The following is a 21410-nucleotide window of genomic DNA, read 5'->3' on the forward strand; positions in this document are numbered from 1 at the left end:
CCCGAAGCCGCGTGCACGAATCGAAGCGCTGCCGCGCGGACAACGTTGTCTTTTCGATTCGTCAGAAGGCCCCTGGGACGCGTTCGAACGGAGGGCGCGCAGGCCACTGCGTCGAGCGTGGCGCGATGCTAGGGGTGAAACCGCAAGTGCCGCATCCGGGGTTGCCTCCCCCGTGGACGCGGGCCGGACAGCGCGCGGACAGCGTCGTTCAGCGTCGGTTGGCGTCGTTCAGCGCGAGGCGTAAGGCCCGGTGCGCAGCGCGTCGGCAATGCCGCGCCGGTTCTGCGCCAGCGCCACCAGGCTGAAGTGGATGTGGCCGCTGCCAGGTGCCAAGCGCCGAACGCTGCCGATCTGGCCGGTGATCTCGTCCGGCATCCAGCTCTGCGGCGTGGCGTCGATGCGGCTGGTGAACAGGCCGGGGTGGATGGGGCGGTCGAGTGGGTTCAATGCTGCCCAAGCCTGCAGCAGCGGCTCGAAGGCCTGGGCGGTTTGCGCGCGCGGCCAGTAGAGCTGCGGCGCGAGGTAGTCCAGCCAGCCCTCGCGCAGCCAGAGTTCCACATCGGCGTACAGCTTGTCGTACTGGCTGAAGCCGGTGATGCCGGGCGGGCGCAGGTCGGGCCGGGGCAGGCCGAAGGGGCTGATGCCCACGCGCGTGCCGGGGCGGGCCTGGTGTGCCAGCGCGTAGAGCCGCTGCACGAGGGTGTTGACGTTGTAGCGGCGCCAGTCGGCGCGCGCCAGGGTGCCGCCGGTGGCGAGGTACTTCTGCCAGCTCGGCTCGTCGGGGAAGTCGATGTCCGCCTTGGCCGCGTCCTGCACCGGATAAGGGTAGAAGTAGTCGTCGATGTGGATGCCGTCGACGGCGTAGCGCGCCAGCAGGTCGCGCACGACGGCCAGCGTGTGCTCGGCGGCGGCGGGTTCGCCGGGGTCGATCCAGAGCTGGTCGCCGTAGCGCTTGACCCAGTCGGGCCGGGTGCGGCTGACATGCGTGGCCGCCGGTGCGGACTTGGCGGTGCTGTGCCGGGCGCGGTAGGGGTTGATCCAGGCGTGCAGCTCCAGCCCGCGCAGCCTGGCTTCGGCCAGCCAGACGGCCAGCGGGTCGTAGCCGGGGTGCTGGCCCTGCGTGCCAGTGAGGTACTCGCTCCAGGGCTCCAGCGCGGACTCGTAGATCGCGTCGGCGCCGGGCCGCACCTGCAGGATCAGCGCGTTGAGGCCGACGCGCACGGCCGTGTCGCACAGGCTGCGGATCTCGGCCTGCTGGGCCTCGGCGGAGAGGCCACGGCGGCTGGGCCAGTCGATGTTGGAGACGGTGGCGACCCAGGCGGCCCGCCATTCGCGCGGCGGCGGGCCGGCGGGCTTCGGTGCCGGCGGCTGCGTTGCGGGTTGGGATGCGGGCGTCGCCTCGGGCGCTGTCGGCACCAGCTCAGGCGGTGTCGCGCAGGCCGTGAGTAGCGGTGCGGTGGCGAGGCTCAGCAGGTGGCGGCGTTTCATGGTGTGTCGTCCGCCTTCTTGCCGAAGCCGTCGGGGATCTTGATGAGCGCCGCCATCACCACGCTGGGCAGCGTGGCCGCTAGCACCCAGGCAAAGAAGGGCACGTAGCCGATGTGGTCCTGCAGCCAGCCGCTCCACATGCCGGGGATCATCATCCCGAGGGCCATGAAGCCGGTGCAGATCGCGTAGTGCGCCGTCTTCTGTGTGCCATCGGCCACGTGGATCATGTACATCAGGTAGGCCGTGAACCCGAGGCCATAACCGAACTGTTCAACGGCGAGTGCGGCGCTGATGGCGGCCAGGCTGGTCGGGTGCGTCATCGCCAGCAGCAGGAAGGCCACGTTGGGCACGTGCATGGCCAGCACCAGCGGCCACAGTGCGCGCTTGAGGCCGATGCGGGAGATGACCCAGCCGCCGCACAGGCCGCCCAGCGTCAGCGCGATGAGGCCGACCGTGCCGTAGGCGATGCCCACTTCCTTGGTCGACAGGCCCAGGCCGCCCTGATCGACCGAGTCGAGCAGGAAGGGCGATGCGAGCTTCAGCAGTTGCGCTTCGGGGAAGCGATAGAGCAGCAGGAAGCCGAGCGTGACCGCGATGCCCGGCTTTTTGAAGAAGCTCGCGAACACGGCGAAGAACTCGGCCACCAGCCCGCGTGCGGCGGCGCGGCCGGGCCCGGCCACATCGGCCGCGGGCCGTGGCAGCACGAAGGCGTGCCAGGCCGCCAGCGCGATGAACAGCCCCGCCAGCAGCCAGAACACAGCGCTCCAGGCGGTGACGACGGAGCCGGTGCGCTCGGTCAATTCACCCGCCAGATAGACGAGGGCGCCCTGGCCCGTGATGTTGGCCAGCCGGTAGAACGTGGAGCGCACGCCGACGAAGGCGGCCTGGCTGTGCTGCGGCAGGGCCAGCATGTAGAAGCCGTCGGCGGCGATGTCGTGTGAGGCCGAGGAGAAAGCCATCAGCCACAGCACGGCCAGCGAGAGCTGGAAGGCGCGGTCGGTGGGCAGCGTCAGCGCCACGCCGGCCAGCGCGGCACCGACGAAGAACTGCAGCACCGCCACCCAGCTGCGCTTGGTGCCGAACAGCTCGGCCAGCGGCGACCACAGCGGCTTCAGCACCCAAGGCAGGTAGAGCCAGCTCGTGTAGAGCGCGATGTCGGTGTTGGAGATGCCGAGGTTCTTGTAGAGCACCACCGACAGCGACATCACCGTCACATAGGGCAGCCCCTGCGCGAAGTAGAGGCTGGGGATCCAGCCCCAAGGGGATGTTCGCCCCTCGCCCGCCGGGTACGGCGGTCGATCCCCCGAGGGGACGTGGCCTTGCTTGGGGCGGCCCGGCGCGGCGGCCTCTGGCGGTTCGCTGCTCATGTCGACAGCGCGCGGCTCACGCTGCCCTCGGCGGCGTCGAGCAGCGCCCGCGCCTGATCCACGCCAACGCCCCGCTTGAGCATCACCAGCGCCGTCTTCACATGGTTGTCGCACTGCGCCAGCGCCGCCTGCGCATCCGCCTCGCTCGCGCCGCTGGCGCGCACCGTCAGCGCCACCGCCCGCTTCACGAGCTTCACGTTGGTCGCCTTCAGGTCCACCATCAGGTTGCCGTAGACCTTGTTGAGACGCACCATCAGCGCCGACGAGAAGGTGTTCAGCGCGATCTTCTGCGCCGTGCCAGCCTTGAGCCGCGTGCTGCCGGAGATGACCTCGGCGCCGGTGTCGAGGGTCACGCCGATCTCGGCCTGCTGCGCGACCGGCGCGCCGGGGTTGTTGGCGATGCCGATGGTCAGCGCCCCCGCCGCGCGCGCGGCCTCGATGGCGCCCAGCACGTAGGGCGTGCCGCCCGATGCGGCCAGCAGCAGGGCCACGTCGTTGGGGCCGGGGTTGAGCGCGGCCATGTCGGCGGCGCCCTGCGCGCGGTCATCCTCGGCGCCTTCGACGGCGACGAACATTGCGCCCGGCCCGCCGGCAATCACGGCCACGGCGCGCTCGCGCGGCCAGGAGAACGTCGGGTAGAGCTCCACGCTGTCCAGCACGCCCAGGCGGCCCGAGGTGCCGGCGCCCGCGTACAGCAGCCGGCCGCCGGCGCGGATGCGCGGCAGGGCCGCGTCCACGGCGGCGGCGAGTTGCGGGGCGGCGGCCTTCACGGCCGCGACGGCGGCGGTCTGGTCGTCGATGAAGGCATCCAGCAGGGCTGGCGTGGCGTAAGTGTCCAGGTCGGGATGCCGGGTGCTTGGGGTTTCGGTGTTCAGCATGGAGTGTGGGAGCGCAAGCTGCCGCACTCTAGCGGCTGACATGGCGCCGTGACGAATGCCAAGAGCCATTGCAGTCACAACCGCAGGTAATCAGAATCTGCCCGCCGGTTGTAAGGACTGGGGCCCGCGCCCCGACGCAAGCTGGCAAGTCGATGTCGGGGCCTTCCGAAATCGACCTGTGGTGAACCCGATCTGAACCACTTACCTTTTTTCTGGAGACTTCGACATGAACGCATCCCTCAAGACTGGCCTCGGCATTGCCGCCGCTGCTGCTGCCCTGTTCGCGACCGCCGTGCCCACGACCGCTCTCGCGGCCGATGGCATGGTCAAGTGCTCCGGCGTCAACAGCTGCAAGGGCACCTCCGACTGCAAGACCGCCAAGAGCGACTGCAAGGGCCACAACAGCTGCAAGGGCCAGGGCTGGGTCAGCAAGAAGACGGCTGACGAGTGCACCAAGGCCGGCGGAACAGTTGAAAAGTAATCAGCTGAATTAGCTGCCTACCGCCGCCCAGGCCCGATGCCTGGGCGGCGTTTTACGTTTGCACCCATGACCCACATCCAAGGCTTCGGCCTCGGCCTGCGCGTTGAGCACTACGCCGCCTTTGAGGCTGGTGTCGATGCCGCCGTGAGGCCCGACTGGCTGGAGATCATTTCCGAGAACTACATGGTGCCCGGCGGCCCGCCGATGGCGCACCTGGAGCGCATTCGCGCCGACTATCCCGTCGTCATGCACGGCGTGTCGATGTCCGTGGCCGGCGCCGAGCCGTTGGACCTCGCCTACCTGCGCGACCTGAAAGACCTGGCCGACCGGCTGGAGCCCGGCTGGGTGTCCGACCATCTCTGCTGGAGCGCCGACGCGCACAGCCAATTGCACGACCTGCTGCCCGTGCCGTTGACGCGCGCCGCGCTCGATCACGTCAGTGGCCGCATCGCCCAGGTGCAGGACGTGCTGGGCCGGCCGCTGGTGCTGGAGAACGTCTCCAGCTACGTTCGCTTCGCGGCCGATGAGATGAGCGAGTGGGACTTCATTTCGCAGCTGCTGCAGCGGACGGGCGCTCGCCTGCTGCTGGACGTCAACAACGTCTATGTCTCCAGCCGCAACCACGGCTTCGACCCGCTGGACTACCTGGCCGCCGTGCCGGCCGAGCGCGTGCAACAGATTCATCTGGCAGGTCACGAGGACCGTGGCGACATCGTCATCGACACGCATGACCATCCGGTGCGCGCCGAGGTCTGGGCGCTGTACGAACACGCGCTCGAGCGCTTCGGCACCGTGCCGACCATGATCGAGCGTGACGACCACATCCCGCCGCTGCCCGAGCTGCTCGACGAGCTGGCCGTGGCGCGCCGCCTGGCCGCCGCTGCGTCATGAGCGTCATCCAGCAACAGCGCCAGCTCGCCGCCGCCATCCGTGACGGCGGCGATGCCGCTAGCCTGCTAGCCGGCGACTACGCGCTGGGCCTCGCCGTCTACCGCGATGCCTACCGCGCCCGCCTCGTCGCCGCGCTGGCCGACAACTACACCGTGCTCGCCCGCGCGCTGGGCGACGAGGCCTTCGACGCGCTGGGCCGCGCCTACATCGCCGCCCAGCCCAGCCGCCACCCGTCCATCCGCTGGTTCGGCCACGAGCTGGCCGGCTTCATGGCCGAGGCCGGAGACGACCTCGTGCCCCACGCCAGCCTCGTCGACTTTGCCGCCATGGACTGGGCACTGCGCGGCGCCTTCGACGCGGCCGAGGCGCCACCGCTCGACCCGGCAGCGCTTGCCGCCCTCGGCCCCGACGACTGGGCTGGTCTGGTGCTGCAGCTGCAGCCCAGCGCCCAGCGCGTGCCGCTGGCCTACGCCATCGAGCCCGCCTGGCGCGTGCTGCGCGAATGGGAGCCCGAGCTGGGCAGCGACCAGCCCGAGCTGCCCGAGCCCGCACCGCACGAGCATGTGCTGCTGGCCTGGCGCCAGGGCCTGGAGACGCGCTGGCGCTCGCTGGAGCCGCTGGAGGCCGCGCTGCTGAACGCCGTGGCCGCGGGCACGCCCTTCGCGCTGCTGTGCGAACGCGCCGCCGCCGAGCTGGGTGACCCCGAGGCCGCCGCGCCGGCCGTCATCCAGCACCTGCAGCGCTGGCTGGCCGACGGTCTACTTCAACGTTGCCCGTCGTAGGTGAGCGCCTGGAGGGCCTGGCGGTAGCCGCCGATGGCGCCATGCGCATTCATCGCCGGGGCGACCGTGCCCCAGGCCGTGCGGCGCCAGGCCACCGTGAGCTGGCAGCGCGACACCAGCGGCGTCGTCACGATGTTGTTGTTGTGGCTGCGGCTGGCGAGGTTCAGCGCGTCGTCCAGGGCCGCGCCATTCAGCCGGTAGCCGCCCACGACGCTGCTCTGGATCGTGGCCGGCAGGATCTCGTTCTTGACCGGAAAGCTGCTGCCGTCGGTGCGGCTGCAAGTGCCGTCGGCCATCGATGTGGTGAGCGCGGTCGAGCTGAGCCGCACGTCCACATCGCCGGCGGTGCGAGCCAGCGCCACGCCTGCGGCTGGCTGCAACACCGTGAAGCCGGCCGGCATCGTCACCTCGCTGATGTTGGGCACGCCGGCCCGCGTGAAGACGACGCGCACCACCGGTTGCGCGCTGGCGGACGTGAGGCCGGCGCTGTAGTCCAGGCGCTTGCCGTCGGGGTTTCCCATCGTGACCTCGGTGCCGCCGTCGACACTGGCGGACAGGCGCTCGCCCGGGGCCGGCAGCACCGCGGTGAACACATTGGCCGACTTGCCCAGGCCGCCCTCGACGAGGATGGTGCGATCGCTGTCGTTTTGGGTGGCGGTGAAGCGCGGGCTGATCTCGTCCACGTTCAGCGTGGACGATTCCGTGCAGTTGCGAAAGGCGCAGATGAAACCGTCGACCACGGGGTCGGCGACGTCGTTGGTTGCGCCGCCGCAGCCGGCCAGCAGGGCGAACAGGACGAGCGCCGCCGGGCGCCGATGGGAAGGGAACTGCATGACGATGGATGGTTTTTGATTGACGCGGATACTAAGTGCGCATCCGGCCGGGCGAGGGCCCAAGGCTGATCGTGATTCTTCACCATTTGGAGTCGTTATGTTTTTGCCATCGATCCGTCCGGCAGCTGCGCTTGCGCTGTTGGCGTTTGCGCTTTCCGGACCTGCCCACGCCGCGCTCGCCGTGGGCGCGGCGGCCCCCGACTTCAGCGCCGATGCCGCGGTGGGTGGCCAGCCCTTCAAGTTCCACCTCGCCGACGCGCTCAAGCAAGGCCCCGTGGTGCTGTACTTCTACCCCAAGGCCTTCACCAGCGGCTGCACGGTCGAGGCGCACAACTTCGCCGAGGCGACGGACAAGTTCAAGGCACTCAACACCACCGTCATCGGCATGTCCAACGACGACATCGACACGCTGAAGAAGTTCAGCGTCGAGGCCTGCCGCAGCAAGTTCGCCGTCGCGGCTGACGCGGCCGGCAAGGTCATCAAGGACTACGACGTGGCGCTGAAGATGGTGCCCGGCACCATGGCCGACCGCATCTCCTACCTCATCGCGCCCAACGGCAAGGTCGCCGCCGTGCACGCCAGCATGGACCCCGACGGCCACATCGACGCGATGCTGAAGGCGGCCGAGAAGCTGAAGAAGTGATCGCCGGCCTCGACGCGGCGGTGCTGCTGGCCGCCTACCGGTCGGGCGAGCTGTCGCCCGTCGAGGTCATGCAGGCCGTGCTGGCGCAGGCCGAGCGGCGCGAAGGGGAGCTGCATGCGCTGTGCGCCGTCTATGCCGAGGGCGCGCTCGACGCGGCCCGCGCCAGCGAGGCCCGCTGGCGCGCCGGCACCGCGCTGCCGCTGGACGGACTGCCCGTCACGCTGAAGGAAAACATCGCCGTGCCCGGCGCCGCTTACCGCCTGGGCACCGCCGCCACGCTGAGCGATGCCGTGGCCGACTTCGAGGCCCCGCCCGCCGCTCGCTTGCGTGAGGCCGGCGCCATTGCCTGGGCGCGCACCACCATGCCCGACTACGGCATGCTCAGCTCGGGCCTCTCCAGCCTCTACCCCGAACCCGCGCGCAACCCCTGGGACGCGCGCATGACACCGGGCGGCTCCAGCGCCGGCGCCGCCGCCGCTGCGGCAGCCGGTTATGGCCCGCTGCACCTGGGCACCGACATCGGTGGCTCCATCCGCCTGCCGGCCGGCTGGTGCGGCCTCGTCGGCTTCAAGCCCAGCCATGGCCGCGTGCCCATCAAGCCGGGCTATGCCGGCCGCGTCGCCGGGCCGTTGACGCGCACCGTGGCCGACGCCGCGTTGATGCTGGCGGTGCTGTCTCAGCCGGATGCGCGCGACCCGACGCAATTGCCGCCGGGCCAGGTCTTGCCGCGGCCCATCGATCTGCGCGGCCTGCGCATCGGCTTGATGCTGGACGCCGGCTGGGGCGATGCCGTGCAGCCCGAAGTCGAGGCCGCCGTCCGCGCCGCCGCGCTCGCCTTCGAGCAGGCCGGCGCCGTCGTCGAACCGCTGGCCGGCTTCACGACGCGCGAGATGGCCAACGGCATCGACCGCTTCTGGCGCATGCGCTCCTGGCTCGACATCTCGGCCCTGCCGCCCGAGCGCCGCGCCAAGGTGCTGCCCTACATCCTCGACTGGGTGGCATCCGCCGCCGGCTACGACGGCGCAACCGTCTTCCACGGCTACAGCCAGATGCAGGCGCTGCGCGAGGCGGCCAATGCAGCCATGGACGGGCCTCAACCCTTCGACTTCGTGCTCTCGCCCGTCAGCCCCATGCCCGCCTACCCGGCCCACCAGGCCAGCCCGCTGCACGATCCGTCGCGACCCTTCGAGCACATCGCCTTCACGCTGCCCTTCAACATGAGCGAACAGCCGGCGCTGGCCATCAACGCGGGCTACACGTCAGCTGGTTTGCCGATCGGGCTGCAGATCAGCGGTCGCCGCTTCGACGACGCTGGCGTGCTGGCGCTGGGTGCGCTGTGGGAACAACTGCGGCCGGCGCAGCGCGCCTGGCCTTTCAGGGCCTAACGCCTGAACCGTGCGGCGGCTCCTGCGGCGGCAGGCCGGCGGCGATCAGGTCGGCGTTAACGAGGGCCCAGGCGGCGTCGAAGTTGTCGGCCCGGCGCACCGGGCGGCTGCTGCGCCAGATGTCCATCAGCGCCGGCAGGCGCTCGATGCCGGGCAGGCCGGCCGGCACGAGGAAGACGGTGGAAATGGCCACGAGCCCACGATTGGAGAAGCTCTCGATGCTGGCGCGCAGCTCACCCAGCGCGTCGGCGCCCATGTGCAGGTTGCCGCGGATTTCGAGCAGGTCGCCAAAGCGCCGGTCGGCCGGCAGCCGCTGGCCGGCCAGTGCGATCGCGCGCTTGGTGGCGGCCATCAGCTCGGCGTCGAACGGCCCCTCGGCGATGGAGATCATCACGCGGCCCTGCACGCCCACGCTGACGCGGCCGAAGCTCGGCTTGAAGGCCGGGCGGCGCGGCGAGGGCAGGGTCGGCGAAGGGCTCATGGTGTGAGACGATTTTGCACGCTCGATGAAGGAGTCAGGACCATGTTGACTTTGTACGGCAGCAAGAATTCTGGTTCAGCCGTCGTGGAGGCCGCGCTGGCCCGCGCCGGCCTGGCCTACACGGTGCTTGACGCGGCCAGGTGGAACCCCGGCCCCGCGTACGACGAGCTGCTGCGCGTCAACCCGCTTGGCCAGATCCCGACGCTTCTGCTCGACGATGGCACGGTGTTGACGGAGAGCGCGGCCATCCTCATCCACCTAGGCCTCACGGCCACGCCAGGCCTGCTGTTGCCGGCCGAGGCGAGCGCCAGGGCGCTGGCGATCCGGGGGCTGGTCTACATCGCCGCCAACTGCTACGCGGCCATCAGCGTCATCGACTACCCGGAGCGCTGGTGCGAGCCCTGCGACGACGCGACGAAGGCGCAGATCGTGGCCGGCACGCGGGCGCGGCTGCATCACCACTGGGGCCTGTTCGCAGACGCGTTCGAGCGCGGCTTCAATGCCGACTCGCCCGGCGCGCTGGAGCTGCTGGCCACGGTCGTGTCGCGGTGGTCGGGGGCGCGGTCGCATCTGCAGGCGCAGCGGCCGGCCTTCCACGCGCAGCTGCTGCGGGTCGAGCAGCATCCGGACGTGGCACAAGTCTTCCAGCGCCACTGGTCCTGATGCCATCGGCTGTCGGTGGCGGCCGGCAGGCCACCACCTCGTGTGCTCAGGTCATGCGCACGCTCTGTTGCTGCCGGTCAGCAGGGGCCGCCGGAAGAAACGCACTGGTTGTATTGGGTTGCATAGACGGAATTCTTGACCTTGGTGGCTTCCTGGCTGGCGTAGTAAGGGCAGTTGGGAGCACCGCTTGGAGCGCACGACTGAATGACGGCGTTGTAGACGTAGGTGTACGCCTGCTCCGACATTGCCGTTGCCTTGGAATGGCAGGCGACCGGGATCTGGCTGGCGGGCATCCCAGGGCAGGTTCCTGCCGACACCACGGTAGTCGCCAGAGTGCTCGCCAGCAGGATTGGCCGGGCGACGAGGGACCAGAAAGCACGTTTCATGAATAACTCCTTGGTGAGTTTGAGTTTGCCGATGTGGCGGCGGCATGGTGGGTGGAATCAGCCGTGCTGCATAGCGCGGGCTTACGCTGGCGAGCGATACCAGTTTTTTAAACGCCGCAGCTAATTGGTTATGCAAACGGATATGCCAGATGACGGGTGGCGCTGGCCGCGCATGGATTCACCCCGCCGCCGTTCAATCCACCGTTTGCCGATAGCGCAGCAGCGCCACGCTCCCGGCCACGGCCAGGAAGGCCAGCATCGGCCACAGCTCCGGCAGCAGTTCGGCCGCCCCGGAGCCCTTCAGCATCACGCCGCGCACGATGCGCAGGAAGTGCGTCAGCGGCAACACCTCGCCAAGGTATTGCGCCCACTGCGGCATGCCGCGGAACGGGAACATGAAGCCTGATAGCAGCATCGACGGCAGGAAGAAGAAGAACGTCAACTGCAGCGCCTGCAGCTGGTTGCGCGCCAGCGTCGAGAACGTGAAGCCCACGCCCAGGTTGGCCAGCATGAAGACGCCGATCATGGCCAGCAGCAGCGGCACGCTGCCCACCATCGGCACGTTGAACAGCAGGAAGGCCGCGCCGAGGATAACGCCGAGCTGCACATAGCCGAGCACGACGTAGGGCAGGATCTTGCCGGCCATCACCTCGATGGGCCGCACCGGCGTGGCGAGGAGGTTTTCCATCGTGCCGCGCTCGCGTTCGCGCGTCATCGCCAGCGCCGTCAGCATGACCATCGTCATCGTCAGGATGGTGCCGACAAGACCCGGCACGATGTTGTAGCGCGACAGGCCCTCGGGGTTGTAGCGGCGCTGGATGCGCACCTCGAAGGGCGGTGGCTGCTGCGCGCGTGAGGCGAGTGCGCCGCGCAGGTCGCGGTTCAGCGCGGTGGTGCCGAGCTGGCTCAACGCGGCGATGGCGTTGCCGCCGGCCGAAGGGTCGGTCGCGTCGGCGGCGATCAGCACCGCCGGCTTCTCGCCACGCACGACGCGGGCGCCGAAGTTGGCCGGCACGACGACGAGGAACTGGATGTCGCCGCTTTGCAGCAGCGCGTCGCCGCGTGCTTCCGAGATGCCGCTCTCGACGACATGGAAATAGCCACTCGTCTGCAGTGCCGCGACGAGGCTGCGCGCCATCGGGCTGGTGTCCTGCGCCACGATGGCCGTAGGCAGGCCCTTGGGGTCGGTGTTGATGGCGTAGCCGAACAGCACCAGCTGCATGATGGGCACGCCCACCGCCATCGCAAACGTCAGGCGGTCGCGCAGCATCTGCTGCACCTCCTTCAGCGCGATGGCGAATGTGCGGGCCAGGGCTTGCATGTCAGTGGGCGCTGGCGCCGAGGTTTCGATTCCCGAGCCTTATAGAACACAGCCACAGAGACACAGAGGCACAGAGAAAACGCGCTGTTTCTCTGTGCCTCTGTGTCTCTGTGGCTGTGTTGATTTGTCTTGACATCAGTGGGGCTCCGCAAAGTTGTCGGTGGCCTGCCCGACCAACTTGACGAAGGCGTCTTCGAGATCGCTCGCGCCGGCTTCTTGCACGATGGCTGCCGCCGCGCCCCGGGCGAGGATGCGGCCGTAGGCGATGTAGACCAGCTCGTCGCAGCGCTCGGCCTCGTCCATGTAATGGGTGGAGACGAGCACGGTGATGCCCTCGCCGGCGAGTTGGTGGATCTGGTCCCAGAACTCGCGCCGCGCCTTGGGGTCGACGCCGGCGGTGGGCTCGTCCAGCAATAGCAGGCGGGGCTTGTGCAGCAGGCAGGCGGCCAGCGCCAGGCGTTGCTTCCAGCCGCCGGAGAGGGACCCGGCGAGCTGCTTCGCGCGTGTCGTCAACCCCAGTCGCTCCAGCGCGCCATCGACGGCCTCGCGGCGGTTGGGCATGGTGAACAGCCGCGCGACGAAGTCGAGGTTCTCGCGGATGGAGAGGTCTTCGTAGAGGCCGAACTTCTGCGTCATGTAGCCGACTTGGCGCTTGACCTCGGCGGCCTGGCGGCGGAAGTCCAGCCCCAGCACCTGGCCCTCGCCGGCATCGGGCGTCAGCAGGCCACAGAGCATGCGCAGCGAGGTTGTTTTGCCACTGCCGTTGGGGCCGAGGAAGCCGACGATGCGGCCGCTGCCGACCTGCATGTCGACGTTGTCCACGACCTTGCGGCCGGCGTAGGACTTGCTCAGCCCTTTGACGTCGATGGCCAGCTCAGTCATTGAGTGACGTCCAACGGTTGACCGGGATGCAAGCGTTCCGCGTCCCCCGCCTTCACCGGCCGCGCCTCGACGAGAAAGACGAGCTTGTCGCGCTGCTGGTTGGAATAGATGACCGGCGGCGTGTACTCCGGGCCGGCGGCGATGAAGCTGATGCGCGCGGCGATGGCAGGGCCGCAGCCGTCGCAGTGCAGGCTCACCGCCGCGTCGAGCCTGAGGCTGCCCACCACCGACTGCGGCACGTAGAAGCGCGCCTTGCGGTTGGCCGGCGGCAGCAGGGCCAGCACCGGCTGGCCGGCGGCGACCCATTCGCCCGGGCGCATGAAGACGTCCTGCACGCGCGCTGGCATGGGCGCGCTCTGGCGCTTCTGCTCCACGCGCCAGGCGGTCTGCGCGCGGCCGCTCTCGGCGGCTTGCGCCAACGCGCGGGCGGCATTGCGCGCGTCGTCGCGCGCCGGCAGCCGGGCCACCTGCACGGCGGCGTCCAGTTCGACGACGCGGGCGCGGGCCTGGGCCAGCGTCGTCGCCGCATCGTCCACACGCGCCTTGGCGACGAAGCCCTGGGCCAGTAGCTCCTGCTGGCGCGTGAGGTCGATGCTGGCCAGGCGCTCGGCGGCGCGGGCCTGGTCGAGCTGCGCACGCGTCACGGCCACCTCGGGCGCGCGGCGGCCCTTGTCGGTGTCCTGCGCCTGGGCCTGGGCGCTCTGGGCGCGGGCGCGCGCCTCGGCGTCGGCAGCGAGCTCGGGCGTGGCGTCCAGCTCAAAGAGGGCCTGGCCGGCGGTCACAGCCTCGCCCGAGCGCACGGCCAGCGTCGTCAGCCGGCCCGCCACCGGTGGCGCGATATAGACCAGCTCGGCCTCGGCATAACCCGTCCAGCCTTCGGGTTGCTTGGGTGCGCAGGCGGCCAGCAGGGCGGGGATCAACAACAGAGCAAGTCTCATGGGCATCTCCGTCAAACGCCGCTGGCCAGGCCGAGCAAGGCCCATTCGATGCGGCGCTGCAGGGCGTCGTCGGACAACACGTCGGCGTCGACAGCGGCCAGCAGCGGCGGTGGCACGGCCTTGACAGACACCATGCCGCCCACCAGCACGACGGGCGCGACGACGGCGCCCATCAGGAAGGAAAAGCGCGTCAGCAGCGGCCGCTGCGGCAGGCGGCCTTGTGCTTCGGCTTGCTGCAGCAAGGCCATCAACACGCCCAGGTGCCGCGGCGCGTTGGCCCGCAAAAAGTCCTGTGCCACGGCCTCGCCGGTCTGCGCGTCGGCCCAGACGCGGGCGATCAGCGGCCGGTGCTCGCGCACGAAGCGCGCCACGCCCAGCAGCGCCTCCGCGAGGCGTTCCATCACATCGGCCTCGCCCTGGCTGGTGAGCGACAGCGCGCTGAACATCTCCTCGTAGTGCCGCTGCAGCAGTGCGCGCAGAAAGGCGTCCTTGCTGCCGAAGTGGTAATGGACCATGGCCGGGTTCACGCCGGCTGCTTCGGCCACACGGCGCACCGACAGGCCGGCGCAGCCGAGCTGCGGGTAGAGCGCGGCTCCGGCGGCGAGCAAGGCCTGGTCCTGATCCTGGCTGGGGCGGGGCATGGGCGTGATTATTGGTCGACTGACCAATAACGGCAAGCTGGGGCCTGTTCGGGCTGCGGCGACCCGTTGCCGTAGCGTCAACAGGCCCTAGGATCGGAGTCAGCAAGACTGCCCGAGCAGACGCAAAGGAGAACAAGCCATGGACTTCGCCACCTGGATGCGCAGCTTCACCATCCGCACCCGCATGCAGGGCGCCATCGCGATGGTGCTGCTGATGTTTGCGGCCCTCGGCCTGACCGGCCTGCTCGGTGGCCGGCAGCTGATGGCGCTCAATGTCGACGTGACGACGCATGGCATGCGCGACCTGCAGCAGCTCAGCGCCATCCGCCAGGGCCTGAACGATGTGCGGCTGGAAGAAAAGCAGATGGTCATCGCCTACGAGGACCCCGACCAGGTGAAGCAGTTCCGCCAGCGCTGGGACGCCGCCGCTCAGCGCCTGGCAACCGCACTGCAGGGCCTGCAGGACGGCAAGCAGGAGGACAACAAGGCCGTCGCCGTGGAGGCGCTGAAGTTCCTGCAGGACTACCGCACTGCCGCCCAGCCGGTGCTGAGCCAGATCGAGGCCGGTGGCTTCGACACCGCCAAGGTGGCCGACCGCATGCTGAACCGGCCCAAGGCCGCGATGCGCGAGATCGAGAAGCGCGTGGAGAAGGTGGCCGGCCTTATCGATGCGCAGACCAAGTCCACCGAGGCTGCGTTCAATGCCGAGATGAGCCGCATCGGCTGGCGCTCGGGGGCGGTGCTGCTGGTCGTCATGGTGCTCGTGGTGCCGCTGACGTTGATCAACTCCACCACCATCACCAGCCCGATGCGCTACGCCAGCAGCGTGGCCCAGTCGATTGCCAGCGGTGACCTGGACAACGACATCCGCGTCGTCGGCCGCGATGAAGCGTCGGACCTGCTGCGCGCGCTGGACGCGATGCAATCCAGCCTGCGTGACCTGGTGCGACAGGTGAAGACCTCGGCCCAGAGCATCGAGACGGCCAGCAGCGAGGTGGCCTCGGGCAACCAGGACCTGAGCCAGCGCACCGAGCAGGCGGCTGCCAGCCTGGAGGAGACCAGCAGCTCGATGGAAGACCTGACCAGCGGCGTGCGCCACGGTGCCGACGCGGCCGGCAAGGCGCGCCAGCTGGCCGAAGGCGCCGCCGAAGTGGCGCGGCGCGGCGGCCAGGAGGTGGCCAAGGTCGTCACGACGATGGACGAGATCAACACCAGCTCGCGCCGCATCGGCGACATCCTCGGGGTGATCGACAGCATCGCCTTCCAGACCAACATCCTGGCGCTGAACGCGGCCGTGGAGGCGGCGCGTGCCGGCGAGCAGGGGCGGGGCTTTGCCGTCGTTGCCAGCGAGGTGCGGGCGCTGGCACAACGCTCGGCCGGCGCGGCGCGCGAGATCAAGTCGCTGATCGCCGCCAGCCTGGAGCGCACCGAGGCTGGCACCCGCCTCGTGCAGCACGCCGGCACGACGATGCACGAGATCGTCGACCATGTGCAGAAGGTCAGCGACATGATCGGCGAGGTAGCCGAGGGCGCTGCCGACCAGAGCGCGCGCATCGGCCAGATCAACGGCGCCGTCTCCCAGCTGGACCACATGACGCAGCAGAACGCGGCCCTGGTGGAACAGTCCGCTGCGGCGGCCGACAGCCTGAAGCAGCAGCTGCAGCTGCTGACCGGCGCGGTGGCGCAGTTCAGGTTCTAGAATCCCGCCACAGCGCCGATTTGTTCCGGATTGCGGGCGCTTTATAAATGCCGCTAAACAGGGCTCCGAGATCAACCGGCGTCCCGCAAGTGGCACCGGTTTTTTTATTGGAGTGAGGCCAATGACGGGCCTGAGCGTCGGCGATGTATCGCCGCAGAGTTTTCATTTCGACGAACCGCTGCCACTGCGCAGCGGCGCCAGCTTGCCGGCCTATGACCTGACGGTCGAGACCTATGGCGAGCTCAACGCCGAGCGCAGCAACGCGGTGCTCGTATGCCACGCGCTGAACGCCAGCCACCACGTGGCCGGCACCTACGCCGGCCAGGCCAAGAGCGAGGGCTGGTGGGACAACCTCATCGGCCCGGGCAAGGCGCTGGACACCGACAAGTTCTTCGTCATCGGCGTCAACAACCTCGGCTCCTGCTTCGGCTCCACCGGCCCCATGCATGTGAACCCGGCAACCGGCAAGGCCTGGGGTGCGGACTTTCCCGTCGTCACCGTGCAGGACTGGGTGGATGCGCAGGCCCGCCTCGTCGAGCGCTTCGGCATCCTGAAGCTGGCCGCCGTGCTGGGCGGGTCGCTCGGCGGCATGCAGGCGCTGGACTGGGCGCTGCGTTACCCCGAGCGCGTCGGACACTGCATTGCCATCGCGACGGCGCCCAACCTGTCGGCACAGAACATCGCCTTCAACGAGGTGGCGCGCCGCGCCATCGTCACCGACCCCGATTTCCACGGCGGCCACTTCTACGAGCACGGCGTGGTGCCCAAGCGCGGCCTGCGCGTGGCGCGCATGATCGGCCACATCACCTACCTGAGCGACGACGTGATGGCCGAGAAGTTCGGCCGCGAGCTCAAGGGTGGGGCGCTCGGCTACTCGACCCAGGAGATCGAGTTCCAGATCGAGAGCTACCTGCGCTATCAAGGTGACAAGTTCAGCGACTACTTCGACGCCAACACCTATCTCCTCATCACCCGCGCGCTGGACTACTTCGACCCCGCGCTTGAACACGGCGGCGACCTGACCCGCGCCTTCGCCACCGCGCGCGCCAAGTTCCTCATCGCCAGCTTCACGACCGACTGGCGCTTCTCGCCGGCCCGCTCGCGCGAGATCGTCAAGGCGCTGCTCGACAACCGGCTGGACGTGAGCTATGCGGAGATCGACGCCCCCCACGGCCACGACGCCTTCCTGCTCGACGACCCGCGCTACCACGGCGTGCTGCGCGCCTACTTCCAGCGCATCGCGGCGGAGGTGGTCCGATGAGCTTCGACCCCGCCATCGCGGCCCTCGTGCCACCCGGCTCGCGCGTGCTCGACCTGGGCTGCGGCACCGGCGAGCTGCTGGAGCACCTCATCAAGCACAAGGGCTGCAGCGGCTACGGCGTGGAGCTGGACGACGCCAACCTGCTGGCCTGCATGAAGCGCGGCGTCAGCGTCATCCAGCGCAACCTGGAGGAAGGCCTGGCCATCTTCGAGGACCAGAGCTTCGACGTCGTGCTGCAGCTGGAGACGCTGCAGAACCTGCGCAATGCCGAGGCCATGCTCAAGGAGACGGCGCGCGTCGGCAAGATGGGCATCGTCAGCTTCCCCAACTTCGCCCACTGGCCCAACCGGCTGCAGGTGCTGTTCGGCCGCATGCCCGTCACGCGGGCCCTGCCCTACGAGTGGTACGACACGCCCAACATCCGCGTCGGCACCTTCGCCGACTTCGGCGTGCTGGCGCGCAAGAACCGACTCAAGATCCTCGACAGCTTCGGCCTGCAGAACGGCGGCGTCGTGCGCAACCGACCCAACCTGATGGCCAGCGTGGCGGTGTTCAAGTTCGAGCGGGAGTGACTTGAGGCCCCTCGCCCAGGCTTGCTCCGGCTGAACGCCGGCAAGTCTGGTCGGTCTTGCAGACCGCGCAGCCGACAGAGCGGCTGCCCTTCGGCAGGCACGGCAAGTCCGCAGGACTCGCCGTGTCCGGCCTCAGCCCCCGAGGGGGCGGCGATGCTCGCGGCATTGAGCCGCAAGCATCGCCAGACGGGCCGGCTTGGGGGCGGCCCGGCGCTCGGCCCGAAGGCGCAAAGGCCGCCCGCAGTGTGCGGCTGGGTCAGAAGCCGGTCTTGTGCGCGCCCGCCTTGGCGTGCTTCTTGTGCTTGGCCTTGCCGGCTTTCTTGCTGGTCTTCTTGGCGGTCTTGGCCTTGACTGCGCTGCTCATGTGGCTGGTGTCCTGATGCTTGGCCACGCGGGCTTCGGCAGCAGGGGCCAGGAAGGCGATGGCGAGGGCGGCGGCGGTGAGCAGAGTCTTCATGAACAGTCTCCTTCAAGGGTTGTGAAAGTATCCCCGCGATTCTGCGGGCCGCCCCCAAGCCGGCCCGCCTGAGGCGGTGTGCTTGCGGCTTAATGCCGTAAGCATCGCTGTCCCTTTGGGGGGCCGGCCGGGCTGCCCGCGTTCAGCGGGGCAAGACCGGGCGAGGGTCGCCCATCTTCAGCTGCCTTTGCGGATCGTGACGCCGTCGTCGGTGCGTTCGTCATCCTTGAAGACACCCTCCCAGCGGTCGCCGCTGGGCCAGTGGAAGACGCCGCTGCCGTGCTTGAGGCCGCGCGCCCAGGCGCCTTCGTAGCGTTCGCCGCTCGTCCAGGCGTACTTGCCTTCGCCATGCGCCTTGCCCGCCTCGAAAGTGCCTTCGTAGATGTCGCCGCTCGGGAAGACCATGCGGCCGCGGCCGTGGGGCAGGCCGGCGCTGAGCTGGCCTTCGTACTGGTTGCCGTTGGCAAAGCGCATCTTGCCCATGCCCTGCGGCTTGTCGTTGACCCAGTCGCCCTCGTAGCGCTGGCCGCTCATCCACACGTAGCTGCCCTTGCCGTGCGGCAGGCCCTGGCGGATCTGGCCGGTGTAGGCGTCGTTGGAGGCATAGGTCAGCTTGCCTTCGCCCTCGGGCTGGCCGTCCAGCAGCGTGCCCTCGAACTGGTTGCCGTTGGCAAACACCATCAGGCCGCGGCCGGTGGCGTGGTCGCTCACCCACTCGCCCTTGTAGCGCTGGCCGCTGGCCCAGCGGATCTCGCCCACGCCCTGGCGCTGGCTGCGCACGAGCGGGCCTTCGTAGACATCGCCGTTCTTCCATTCCACGCGGCCGGTGCCGGTGACGGTGTCGTCGTCGTTGCGCACGAACTGGCCCAGGTAGCGCGTATCGCCTGCCGTTCGGTCGAAGAGCTTGGGTTCGGGCGCCGCTGCAGGTGCGGGCGTTGGCGTGACGGCCTTGGCCAGCGGCACGATGGGCACCGCAGCGGCCTGGCGCATCGGCGTGGTCGCGGCAGCGGTCACAGCAGCAGCCGCGCCCGTGGCGGGCTTGCCCGGCGCTGCGGCGGCGGTGACGGCCGGCTTAGGCGCGGCGGCCACGACGGCGGGCGGCGGCGCGCCGGGCAGGGGCGTCGAGACCCACGGCGTGCCGCGCTCGCGGGCCAGGGCTTGCGCGTTGTTCATGGCCAGTTCCTGGGCGCTGCCCTTGCACTGGCTGGCGGTGTCGCGCCACAGCGTCTCGCCGATCTGGCTTTGCGTCTGGCGCTCGGCCAGCGGCAGCGCGGCGGCGCTGTTGCGCAGCTTGCCGGAGAACTCCCGCGCCCGCTCGAAGGGCGGGGCGCAGAACTCGGCGTTGTAGCCGTCGATCTCGCTCTGCTCGCGGCGGCGCTGGGCCGTCTGCTGCTGGCTGCCGTTGCATTGCTCGGCGGCCAGTTCCCACATGCCTTCGGACTTTCGGTACAGGCTCGCCGCCTCGGCAAAGCGTCGTTCGCTGAAGGCGCCGCGTGCCAGCTCCTGCAGCGCGCTGGCGTCGCGGTGGGCGCTCTCGCACTGGCTGCCGGACTGCAGCTTCTCGGCCAGCGCGTCGTGGGCCTTCTGGCTGTCGGCCAGGTTGCGCTGGGCGCGCTCGCGGGCGCGGCCGTCACAGGCGGCGATGGCCGCGCCCCACTGCGCCACGGCCTCGTCGTAGAGCTGGACCTGCAGCTGCAGCGGCTGGTTCTGCGACTGCGCGGTGGCCGCCTTCAGGTCGGCCGACAGCGCGCGGCTGCTCAGCTGGGGGCAGCTGGGCGGCGGTGGGGCCGGCGCCACCTGGGGCTCGGAGGCGGCGGGTTCAGGCGCGGACGCGGCGGAGGCAGCGGGCTCGGGCGGCGTCTGTGCCCGTGCAGCGGTGCCTGCCACCAGGGCCAGGCAAAGACTCAAAAGTACGGCGGGGACGAGCTTCATTGTTTTTTGCGCGCGCCGGACTCGGCCGGCATGTCCAGCATCGCGTCGATCAGCCCGCGTGAGAAACGGCCGGCGCCCGGGTCGTCCGGGTTGTCGAAGGAGAAGCTGGCTTGCGTGGAGGCCAGCGGCATGGCGCCGATCTCGGCCACCAGCGCGTCGGGGCGGAAGCCGCCGAGGATGGCCGTGATCTCGCGCTCGAAGCCGCGTGCGGCGGCCACCTTGTTCAGCGCGGCCAGCCGGTCGGCGTCAAACAGCAGGGCGTTGGATGCCAGGCTGCGTTCCACCAGCTTCTGGTGCAGCGTGAAGCCGGCCAGCGGCGGCGCGCCAAGCGCGGCCATGCGCGAGAAGGCCCAGGCGTCGGCGCGCTCGAAGGTGGTGGCGGCGATGCGCGAGATGCCCGACAGCGACCCCCGGTTGGCGGCGGCGGCCTGCATGACGTTGAGCACCTGCTGGCGCGTCAGCTGCGTCGCCGCGTCCACCAGGCCTTCGCGGATCTTCTGCGTCGCCAGAGCCCGACCCTGCTCGATGAGCTGCTGCTTGAGGAAGTCCGTGGCGACGTTCGCCGCAGCGCTCTTGGCGGCGGAGATGGCGGCGTCGGCCGCGAGCGCGGCAGCCTTCACGCCCGAGGCCAGCGTGGCCAGGTTGTAGAGGGTGCCGGCGATCTTGATGGCGTAGTGGTAGGTCTTCATGCGCGCCCCGCCTTCCTCCGACAGCCCTTGAGTCCACAGCACGGCCCACAGCGCCTCGTCGGGCGTGGGCTCGGCCTGGATGACCTCCAGCGGGTGCAGGCTGAGCAGCCAGTGGTAGTCCTGCAGCTGCGGCGTGTTGGGTGGCGCAAAGCGCGTGTAGCCGCGGCAGACCTCGAAGGGCTTGATGAGCACGGTCTTGCCCTCCGTCGTGCCGACGTTGAAGGGCTTGCCGGCGTCGCGCAGCTCGGCCAGCAACTCCAGCAGCTTTTCGCCGTCGTCGCTGGCCCGGTCGCCGATGCGGTTCAGCCGGGTGCCCACGGGCAGGGGCGAGTCCTGGGTCACGGCGATGAGGGTCAACCGCTCGTCCACCTGCAGGGCGCGCACCCAGGCGACGCGGTCGTTGTCGCTCCAGCCCTCGCTGGTGGCCACGGCGAAGGGCAGCTCCCACTGCTTGTCGCATTCCTTGTCCTTGAGCGCGGCGCTGCGGGCGATGGCCGGGCGGATCAGGCGCTCGCCCGCGCCATAGGCGCGCATGCCGGCCAGCAGCGTCTCGTCGACCTTGCGGCCGTCATCGACGGTGAATTTCGGGCCGGAGGCGCAGCCGGTCAGCAGCGCCAGCAGAACGATGAGTAACAAGCGGTTCATTGATGTCGAGCCTAAGCGGTCAACAAGACGAACGTCGCCCGTAGTTGTACGGAGCGGCGTGACGCCCGACTCAGGGGGAGGCCTAAACTTGTTGG

The 21410-nt window shown here is 69.6% G+C and carries 21 protein-coding genes, 1 pseudogene and 1 riboswitch; of the genes and pseudogenes, 9 read left to right on the forward strand and 13 right to left on the reverse strand.

Annotated elements, in window-relative coordinates:
• Positions 1-228: 228 nt before the first annotated feature.
• The 3 genes from ABIS05_RS13230 to ABIS05_RS13240 are packed head-to-tail and all read right to left on the reverse strand — an operon-like array spanning position 229 to position 3733.
• Positions 229-1488, reverse strand: coding sequence for a family 10 glycosylhydrolase (locus tag ABIS05_RS13230; RefSeq protein WP_348013588.1), 1260 nt, complete (start codon positions 1486-1488; stop codon positions 229-231).
• Positions 1485-2855: an MFS transporter gene (locus tag ABIS05_RS13235; RefSeq protein ID WP_348013589.1), complete on the reverse strand. Its 1371-nt coding sequence runs from the start codon at positions 2853-2855 to the stop codon at positions 1485-1487. The genes ABIS05_RS13230 and ABIS05_RS13235 overlap by 4 nt, the downstream gene beginning before the upstream one ends.
• Positions 2852-3733 (reverse strand): N-acetylmuramic acid 6-phosphate etherase, encoded by an 882-nt coding sequence (locus tag ABIS05_RS13240; RefSeq protein WP_348013590.1) that lies wholly within the window; start codon positions 3731-3733, stop codon positions 2852-2854. Before ABIS05_RS13240 ends, ABIS05_RS13235 begins: the two co-directional genes overlap by 4 nt.
• A 226-nt stretch (positions 3734-3959) precedes the next feature.
• Here ABIS05_RS13240 and ABIS05_RS13245 point away from each other — a divergent pair, with 226 nt between their 5' ends.
• The 3 genes from ABIS05_RS13245 to ABIS05_RS13255 all read left to right on the forward strand — a co-directional run bounded on the left by ABIS05_RS13245 (position 3960) and on the right by ABIS05_RS13255 (position 5887).
• Positions 3960-4214, forward strand: a complete 255-nt coding sequence (locus tag ABIS05_RS13245) for a hypothetical protein (protein WP_348013591.1) — start codon at positions 3960-3962, stop codon at positions 4212-4214.
• A gap of 66 nt (positions 4215-4280) precedes the next feature.
• Positions 4281-5105, forward strand: coding sequence for a DUF692 domain-containing protein (locus ABIS05_RS13250; protein ID WP_348013592.1), 825 nt, complete (start codon positions 4281-4283; stop codon positions 5103-5105).
• The gene (locus ABIS05_RS13255) at positions 5102-5887 is read left to right on the forward strand and encodes a DNA-binding domain-containing protein (protein WP_348013593.1); all 786 of its coding nucleotides are present in this window, start codon (positions 5102-5104) and stop codon (positions 5885-5887) included. The genes ABIS05_RS13250 and ABIS05_RS13255 overlap by 4 nt, the downstream gene beginning before the upstream one ends.
• Here the strand turns inward: ABIS05_RS13255 and ABIS05_RS13260 are convergent.
• Positions 5869-6720: a hypothetical protein gene (locus ABIS05_RS13260; RefSeq protein ID WP_348013594.1), complete on the reverse strand. Its 852-nt coding sequence runs from the start codon at positions 6718-6720 to the stop codon at positions 5869-5871. The two genes, ABIS05_RS13255 and ABIS05_RS13260, sit on opposite strands and share 19 nt — an antisense overlap.
• A 97-nt stretch (positions 6721-6817) precedes the next feature.
• Between ABIS05_RS13260 and ABIS05_RS13265 the strand changes: the two genes are divergently transcribed.
• A complete protein-coding gene (locus ABIS05_RS13265) occupies positions 6818-7363 on the forward strand; it encodes a peroxiredoxin (RefSeq protein WP_348013595.1) in 546 nt (181 codons plus the stop codon).
• The gene (locus ABIS05_RS13270) at positions 7363-8748 is read left to right on the forward strand and encodes an amidase (RefSeq protein ID WP_407074897.1); all 1386 of its coding nucleotides are present in this window, start codon (positions 7363-7365) and stop codon (positions 8746-8748) included. The genes ABIS05_RS13265 and ABIS05_RS13270 overlap by 1 nt, the downstream gene beginning before the upstream one ends.
• On the opposite strand, the gene ABIS05_RS13275 is transcribed toward ABIS05_RS13270, so the two are convergent.
• Positions 8738-9229, reverse strand: a complete 492-nt coding sequence (locus ABIS05_RS13275) for a hypothetical protein (RefSeq protein ID WP_348013597.1) — start codon at positions 9227-9229, stop codon at positions 8738-8740. The genes ABIS05_RS13270 and ABIS05_RS13275 overlap by 11 nt on opposite strands.
• A gap of 42 nt (positions 9230-9271) precedes the next feature.
• Between ABIS05_RS13275 and ABIS05_RS13280 the strand changes: the two genes are divergently transcribed.
• Positions 9272-9892 (forward strand): glutathione S-transferase, encoded by a 621-nt coding sequence (locus tag ABIS05_RS13280; protein WP_348013598.1) that lies wholly within the window; start codon positions 9272-9274, stop codon positions 9890-9892.
• Positions 9893-9969: 77 nt separating this feature from the next.
• On the opposite strand, the gene ABIS05_RS13285 is transcribed toward ABIS05_RS13280, so the two are convergent.
• From ABIS05_RS13285 to ABIS05_RS13305, 5 genes and pseudogenes are all read right to left on the reverse strand, one after another.
• Positions 9970-10278, reverse strand: coding sequence for a hypothetical protein (locus ABIS05_RS13285; RefSeq protein WP_348013599.1), 309 nt, complete (start codon positions 10276-10278; stop codon positions 9970-9972).
• Between the two features lie 193 nt (positions 10279-10471).
• Positions 10472-11599, reverse strand: coding sequence for an ABC transporter permease (locus ABIS05_RS13290; RefSeq protein ID WP_348013600.1), 1128 nt, complete (start codon positions 11597-11599; stop codon positions 10472-10474).
• A 219-nt stretch (positions 11600-11818) separates the two neighbouring features.
• Positions 11819-12481: pseudogene (gene ccmA, locus ABIS05_RS13295) on the reverse strand (heme ABC exporter ATP-binding protein CcmA); the annotation flags it as partial.
• Positions 12478-13419: an HlyD family efflux transporter periplasmic adaptor subunit gene (locus ABIS05_RS13300; protein WP_348013601.1), complete on the reverse strand. Its 942-nt coding sequence runs from the start codon at positions 13417-13419 to the stop codon at positions 12478-12480. The gene ABIS05_RS13300 and the pseudogene ccmA, both read right to left, overlap by 4 nt.
• Positions 13420-13430: 11 nt before the next feature.
• A complete protein-coding gene (locus ABIS05_RS13305; RefSeq protein WP_348013602.1) occupies positions 13431-14060 on the reverse strand; it encodes a TetR family transcriptional regulator in 630 nt (209 codons plus the stop codon).
• Positions 14061-14199: 139 nt separating this feature from the next.
• Here ABIS05_RS13305 and ABIS05_RS13310 point away from each other — a divergent pair, with 139 nt between their 5' ends.
• From ABIS05_RS13310 to metW, 3 genes are all read left to right on the forward strand, one after another.
• On the forward strand, positions 14200-15759 hold the full coding sequence (locus ABIS05_RS13310) for a methyl-accepting chemotaxis protein (RefSeq protein WP_348013603.1): 1560 nt from the start codon (positions 14200-14202) through the stop codon (positions 15757-15759).
• Between the two features lie 2 nt (positions 15760-15761).
• A riboswitch (SAM riboswitch) is annotated at positions 15762-15837 on the forward strand.
• Between the two features lie 43 nt (positions 15838-15880).
• Positions 15881-17020, forward strand: a complete 1140-nt coding sequence (locus tag ABIS05_RS13315) for a homoserine O-acetyltransferase (protein ID WP_348013604.1) — start codon at positions 15881-15883, stop codon at positions 17018-17020.
• The gene (metW, locus tag ABIS05_RS13320; protein ID WP_348013605.1) at positions 17017-17592 is read left to right on the forward strand and encodes a methionine biosynthesis protein MetW; all 576 of its coding nucleotides are present in this window, start codon (positions 17017-17019) and stop codon (positions 17590-17592) included. The genes ABIS05_RS13315 and metW overlap by 4 nt, the downstream gene beginning before the upstream one ends.
• A 256-nt stretch (positions 17593-17848) precedes the next feature.
• On the opposite strand, the gene ABIS05_RS13325 is transcribed toward metW, so the two are convergent.
• The 3 genes from ABIS05_RS13325 to ABIS05_RS13335 all read right to left on the reverse strand — a co-directional run bounded on the left by ABIS05_RS13325 (position 17849) and on the right by ABIS05_RS13335 (position 21315).
• Complete coding sequence (locus ABIS05_RS13325) at positions 17849-18049, reverse strand: hypothetical protein (RefSeq protein WP_348013606.1); 201 nt, start codon at positions 18047-18049, stop codon at positions 17849-17851.
• A gap of 177 nt (positions 18050-18226) precedes the next feature.
• Entirely contained in the window at positions 18227-19981 is a 1755-nt protein-coding gene (locus ABIS05_RS13330) for a hypothetical protein (protein WP_348013607.1), read from the reverse strand.
• Positions 19978-21315 carry a hypothetical protein gene (locus tag ABIS05_RS13335; RefSeq protein WP_348013608.1) on the reverse strand — a complete coding sequence of 446 codons (1338 nt, stop codon included), beginning with the start codon at positions 21313-21315 and terminating at the stop codon, positions 19978-19980. Before ABIS05_RS13335 ends, ABIS05_RS13330 begins: the two co-directional genes overlap by 4 nt.
• Positions 21316-21410 lie beyond the last annotated feature (95 nt).

The sequence above is a fragment of the Roseateles sp. genome (genome assembly GCF_039929605.1).
Classification (GTDB): Bacteria; Pseudomonadota; Gammaproteobacteria; order Burkholderiales; family Burkholderiaceae_C; genus Pelomonas.